This is a genomic window from Gilliamella sp. Imp1-1, from assembly GCF_001690415.1.
Classification (GTDB): domain Bacteria; phylum Pseudomonadota; class Gammaproteobacteria; order Enterobacterales; family Orbaceae; genus Gilliamella; species Gilliamella bombi.
On sequence record NZ_LZHK01000131.1, the window covers coordinates 1 to 3,165 of the forward strand.

5 protein-coding genes are annotated in these 3,165 nt (G+C 34.0%); 3 read left to right on the forward strand and 2 right to left on the reverse strand.

All coding sequences use genetic code 11. The annotated features are described in order from the left end of the window. The 3 genes from A9G38_RS12360 to pth all read left to right on the forward strand — a co-directional run. Positions 1-209 (forward strand): IS30 family transposase (locus A9G38_RS12360; protein ID WP_176713221.1); only part of this gene is annotated, 209 nt, incomplete at its 5' end. A gap of 142 nt (positions 210-351) precedes the next feature. Further along, complete coding sequence (locus A9G38_RS10920) at positions 352-1,299, forward strand: ribose-phosphate pyrophosphokinase (RefSeq protein WP_034915766.1); 948 nt, start codon at positions 352-354, stop codon at positions 1,297-1,299. Positions 1,300-1,375: 76 nt separating this feature from the next. Further along, the gene (gene pth / locus A9G38_RS10925) at positions 1,376-1,957 is read left to right on the forward strand and encodes an aminoacyl-tRNA hydrolase (RefSeq protein WP_034915770.1); all 582 of its coding nucleotides are present in this window, start codon (positions 1,376-1,378) and stop codon (positions 1,955-1,957) included. A gap of 105 nt (positions 1,958-2,062) precedes the next feature. On the opposite strand, the gene A9G38_RS10930 is transcribed toward pth, so the two are convergent. Then, positions 2,063-2,494, reverse strand: a complete 432-nt coding sequence (locus A9G38_RS10930) for a DUF3597 domain-containing protein (RefSeq protein WP_034915763.1) — start codon at positions 2,492-2,494, stop codon at positions 2,063-2,065. Between the two features lie 335 nt (positions 2,495-2,829). Continuing rightward, on the reverse strand, positions 2,830-3,165 hold a 336-nt coding region (locus A9G38_RS10935), incomplete at its 5' end, for an integrase core domain-containing protein (protein ID WP_141671665.1).

Sequence of the window (3,165 nt, forward strand, 5' to 3'; positions counted from 1 at the left end):
GCTGGCAAAGAGGCACAAATGAAAACACCAATGGCTTAATACGTCAGTTTATACCTAAGTCAGCGGCCATTTCATTAGTTGACGACAAACAGATAAAGAAAATACAATATCTGTTGAACACACGCCCAAGAAAACGGCATAAGTTTAAAAGCCCTGCCGATTTTTATTCTAAGGAGTTAAGAAGAATTGCACTTCATGGTGTAATCTAGGTGATTTATAAAAATATATCAAATATTTTCAATATATTTTTATATTGTAGTTGAGCATAATCGATAAATGATTATATAATTATAGCCCCAGTTTAACCGATTACGAATAAAGTAATCATGAATACATGCTTGAGGATTTCTCGTGCCTGATATGAAGCTTTTTGCTGGTAATGCCACACCAGAACTAGCAAAACGTATAGCTAATCGTCTTTATACTTCTCTTGGTGACATTGTGGTAAGCCGTTTTAGTGATGGTGAAGTTAATGTCCAAATCAATGAAAATGTCCGTGGTGAAGATGTTTTTATTATTCAATCAACTTGTGCTCCTACCAATGACAATTTAATGGAATTATTAGTTATGATCGACGCAATGCGCCGAGCATCTGCTGGTCGTATTACTGCTGTTATTCCTTATTTTGGTTATGCAAGGCAAGATCGTCGAGTTCGTTCGGCTCGTGTACCTATTACAGCTAAGGTTGTTGCTGATTTTCTATCAACTGTTGGTGTCGATAGGGTATTAACCGTTGATCTTCATGCCGAACAAATTCAAGGTTTCTTTGATGTACCTGTTGATAATGTATTTGGTAGCCCAGTTATTTTAGAAGATATGCTACAACGTGAGTTTGATCGCCCAATTGTTGTTTCCCCTGATATTGGCGGAGTGGTGCGTGCTCGTGCGATAGCTAAACTACTTAATGATACTGATATGGCAATTATTGATAAACGTCGTCAACGTGCCAATGAAGCAGAAGTGATGAATATTATTGGCGATGTTGCTGATAGAGATTGTATCTTAGTTGATGATATGATTGATACTGCAGGAACACTTTGTAAAGCAGCTGATGCTTTAAAAGCGCGAGGTGCCAAAAGAGTATTTGCTTATGCTACCCACCCGATATTTTCAGGTAAAGCAGTAAGTAACATTAAAAACTGTGCTATTGATGAAATTGTTGTTTGTGACACAATTCCATTAACGGCTGAAGTAAAAGCATTGAAAAATGTTCGCCAATTAACATTATCAGGTATGCTTGCTGAAGCAATTCGTCGAATTAGTAACGAAGAATCAATTTCAGCAATGTTCCATCAATAACCTATTTTATCATTGCTATAATGCCCCTTATTGGGGCATTTTTCTCGATAAAATCAGTGACAATAAAAATATTATGATAACGATAAAACTGATTGTAGGACTCGCCAATCCCGGAAATGAATATGCAGCAACAAGGCACAATGCAGGTGCGTGGTTTGTTGAGCAATTGGCTGAACGTTATAATCAATCATTAAAAAATGAACAAAAATTTTTTGGTTACACATCACGAATCAACATTTCAGGTCATGATGTACGTTTATTAGTTCCAACTACTTTCATGAATTTAAGTGGTAAAGCTGTTCAAGCTATGGCGACATTTTACCAAATAAAGCCAGAAGAGATCTTAGTTGCACATGATGAACTCGACTTAAATCCCGGAATAGCTAAACTTAAGTTTGGTGGTAGTCATGGTGGGCATAATGGGCTAAAAGATATTGCTAGTAAATTGGGAAATAATTTAAATTTTTATCGGTTAAGAATTGGTATTGGACATCCTGGCGATAAAAATAAAGTTGTTGGTTATGTTTTAAATAAGCCATCTAAACCTGAACAGGAATTAATTGATAAAGCTATTGACGAATCTTTGCGTTGTACAGATATCTTATTGTCTGATGGAATAGACGTTGCAATGAACAAGTTACATGCTTTTAAAGCTTAGTTAAATTATTGAATTTTTCAATAACGTAACAATAGATAATTCTATATCTTAATTAAATAATCCACCTAAAATATTAGGTGGATTTAATTGTCTTAATATTCTCTTTTAAGAGAAAAGATGGGTTACATTACCACCTTTTTCAGCAATTTTTTTCATTACTTCTTTAATTAACCATGTATTCATTGCTGCGGTATCATCAGTATTGCCTGGATAATTCAGTTCTTTCGCTAAATTTTTCCGTGCATCTAAACTGCTATCTATACCTAATAATTTCAATAGATCAACGATAGATGTTTTCCAGTTAAGCGTTTCAGGGTGCTTTTTAGCTAAATTCTCAAGAATAGAGGAAACATCAACATTAGTTGCGGATGCGCTTTGCTCTACTTTATCTTGGACTTTCTCTGAGCCACTCGATACTGTATTTTTAACAGATGTAGTGATATTTTCAACTTTATCCTTCACAGCATCAACTGCATTATCTACTGTTGCTTGAGCACTTGGAAATACTTTGGAAAAAATGTTATTTAAAATGTTCATATTACATCTCCTTTAAATTTAAACTGCTTTAAAAAAACTGCTTAACGATATAGATGTAGAAAAGATCACATCCAATATAGCGCTTAGAAGAATGTAATGTCAAAATTGTTATGCATTAATAGCATTTTATGTATTACGATAAAGTGTTTACTAAGATATAAAACAATTATTTTAAATATTTTTCTAATATTAACTGAATTGAGGTAGTAAGTGCCTTCCAGTTGACTTATACAATTGGTTAACCAATTATAATCTTTTTATTGATATTATTGGATTAAGGCTAAGCCATGCTATTTGTGCTATTGTTTTATAGACTTTGGAATGGCAACACATTTTCAAACAAAAAAATTAAGGGGTAAGTGTTTTTTAAATTCAACGGGAGGCAAGTAGCCTAACGAAGAATGTAATCGTTTATGATTATACCAATAAGCATAAGCCGAAAAAGCGCGTTGTAATTCAGCCGTTGAGTTGAAACGTTGGCCTTTTACAAATTCCGTTTTAATTGTTTTAAATGTCGCTTCCGCTACCGCATTGTCATATGGACCCCCTTTCTTGCTTAATGAATGCGTGATATTAAATGTCTTAAAACACGCCTCTAATAACCGATTATCAAACTCTTTGCCTCGGTCTGAATGAAATAAATCCAATTTTGATAATGGCAGTTTAATTTG

Excerpts from the sequence above, each read along its gene's own strand:
- A9G38_RS10930 (WP_034915763.1), bottom strand. The coding sequence starts at position 2,494 with ATGAACATTTTAAATAACATTTTTTCCAAAGTATTTCCAAGTGCTCAA.